The 1,726-nt window shown below is 74.6% G+C and carries 2 protein-coding genes; both read right to left on the bottom strand.

All coding sequences use genetic code 11. From position 1 onward, the window contains the following. The coding region (locus AOK11_RS38400; RefSeq protein ID WP_055598221.1) for a lytic transglycosylase domain-containing protein at positions 1-961 on the bottom strand (961 nt) is incomplete at its 3' end. An 82-nt stretch (positions 962-1,043) separates the two neighbouring features. After that, the coding region (locus tag AOK11_RS38395) for a hypothetical protein (protein ID WP_055598220.1) at positions 1,044-1,726 on the bottom strand (683 nt) is incomplete at its 5' end.

Genomic DNA, 1,726 nt, shown 5'->3' with positions numbered 1-1,726 from the left:
GGGCGGGGGTGGTGGGGTCCGGGCCGATGACGATGCCGTCGTCGTCCTTGTTCCCGGTGTCGGCGGGCTCGGTGGCCGGGGTGTCGCCGCCCGCGCCGGGGCTCTTCGGGATGACGCCCTTGCCGTCGGGGACGGCGTGGATCCCCCGGCTGTAGAACTCCAGCCAGTACCTGACCAGTCTCAGGTAGGCGCGCGAGTGGTTGTAGCTGAGGATCGCCCGGTCCAGGTCCGCGGCCCGGCCCAGGTTCCGGTCGCCCGCGCACAGGTAGTGCCCGGCCGCCAGGGCCGCGTCGAAGACGTTGTTCGGGTCGGCGCGGCCGTCGCCGTTGCCGTCCGCGCCCCAGCGGGCCCAGGTGGACGGCAGGAACTGCATCGGCCCCACCGCACGGTCGTAGACCGTGTCACCGTCGTGGGCGCCCCCGTCCGTGTCCCGGATCAGGGCGAAACCCCGGCCGTTGAGCGGCGGTCCGGTGATGCGGCCCAGCGTGGTGCCGTTCCGGTCGACCGCTCCGCCGCGCGCCTGGCCGGACTCGACCTTGCCGATCGCCGCGAGCAGTTCCCAGGGCAGCCGGCAGCCGGGGTCCGTCCTGCCGACGGAGGTCCCGGCCGCACGGTAGGCGCGCAGCACGGTGGCCGGGATGCCGGACTGGGAACGGAGGTCGCGGACAAGCGCCGGGGCCGCCGACCCGACGTCCGGCACCTTCAGGGGCGGGATCTCGGTGTGGTAGGAACCGTCGCCCGGAGGCGCGAACTCGGCGTACGGGATGCCTGCCGCCGTCGGTCCGCCGTCGTCGGCCGAGGGGGCGGCGTGGGCGTCCTTCGCGTCCCGGGCGGGACCGGGTGCCTGGGAGGCGGTGAGGGCTGCCACGGCCGTCACCGCGAGGGCGGTCGTCCGCAGTCTCCTGCGGGCCCGGCCGGGACGCCGACGTCGTGCGCGGTGTCGTGCGCGGGGTAAGGACATGGCGGTCACTCCTGTCGGATGCGGGGCGTACGGGCGGTGCCGTGCGTACGGGCGGTCACGCGGTCGGTCACGCGGTCGGCTCTCAGCGGCCGAAGGTGTCGATGGCGGAGACGAGCCAGCGTCCGTCGCGGTGGACGACGTCCACCGCGAGCAGGGCTCCGGCGTACACGCCCTCGTCCTGCCGCTGCTCCTGCTCGCCCTTCGCGGCCTTTCCGTCCTTGTTCGCGGTGGGCTTGGTTCCGGCGGTGTCGACACTGCTCTGGTCGGCGTAGACGAGGACCCGGGCCCGGTCGCCGTCGATGCGTTCGACGGCGCTCTCGGTGACCGTCGTGGTGATCAGCGCCTTCTGCTCGTCGGCCCGTTCGCGGACGTCGGCGAGCAGGGTGTCGTGCCGGCCGACGGCCTTCTCGGTGAGCAGGTCCTTCGCGGCTTTCTCCAGGACGCCGGGGTCGGTGTGGTCGTATGAGAAGAGCGCCTCGACGGCCTTGGCCGTCTGCCCCTTGATCTCGCTGGTGCGGGCGAGGTCGGTCAGGGCGGTGTTGCTCCGCGCGGGATCGTCCCGGAGCGCCTCGGCCCGCGCGTGGGCCCAGCCCGCGAAGCCGCCGAGGAGCAGGGTCAGGGCGCAGAGGACCGCGAGGGTCGTGGCCGGGCGGCGCGGACTGCGGCGGGCCCGGGTGGTCCTGCGGTCGTCCGTGGCCCCGGACGCCTTCCTGGTCGCCCCGGACGCCTTCCCGGCCGTTCCGGACGCCTTCCCGGCCGTTCCGG

Origin of the sequence: Streptomyces hirsutus, from assembly GCF_001418415.1 — a bacterium.
Classification (GTDB): domain Bacteria; phylum Actinomycetota; class Actinomycetes; order Streptomycetales; family Streptomycetaceae; genus Streptomyces; species Streptomyces hirsutus.
The sequence above is the reverse complement of the archived record's forward strand: the minus strand, read 5'-3'. Positions and strand labels throughout refer to the sequence as shown.